This window comes from Bifidobacterium pullorum subsp. saeculare, from assembly GCF_016899725.1.
GTDB classification, from domain to species: domain Bacteria; phylum Actinomycetota; class Actinomycetes; order Actinomycetales; family Bifidobacteriaceae; genus Bifidobacterium; species Bifidobacterium pullorum_C.
In genome coordinates this window covers 1-594 of the sequence record NZ_JACLYU010000074.1, presented here as the reverse complement: position 1 = coordinate 594, position 594 = coordinate 1, and the positions used below count along the sequence as shown (strand labels likewise).

The 594-nt window shown below is 56.4% G+C and carries 1 pseudogene; it reads left to right on the top strand.

The features are described 5' to 3' along the window. Positions 1–2: 2 nt before the first annotated feature. Positions 3–594: pseudogene (locus tag H7U32_RS09495) on the top strand (SPFH domain-containing protein); the annotation flags it as partial.

Genomic DNA, 594 nt, shown 5'->3' with positions numbered 1-594 from the left:
TACTGATACTCATATCCTGTGTCAAGGTAGTACAGCAGTCAAAGGCGCTCGTCATTGAGCGGCTGGGAGCCTACCAGGCTACATGGGGAGTGGGCATCCACTTCAAGATCCCGTTCATCGAGCGGGTGGCAAGGCGTGTGGATCTGAAGTAGCAGGTGGTGGACTTCGCGCCCCAGCCTGTGATCACAAAGGATAACGTTACCATGCGCATCGATACCGTTGTGTTCTACCAGATCACAGACCCGAAGCTGTTCTGCTACGGCGTGGCAAATCCTATCATGGCTATCGAGAACCTGACAGCCACCACGCTGCGAAACATCATCGGTGACCTGGAGCTGGACCAGACGCTGACATCCAGGGAGACTATCAACACGAAAATGCGGGCTACTCTGGACGTGGCTACAGATCCCTGGGGCATCAAGGTGAAGAGGGTGGAGCTGAAAAACATCATCCCGCCGGCAGCCATCCAGGACGCTATGGAGAAGCAGATGAAGGCGGAGCGTGAGCGACGTGAGGCCATCCTCCGGGCAGAGGGTGAGAAGAAATCCTCCATCCTCGTGGCGGAGGGTAAGAAGGAGTCCGTCATCCTGGACG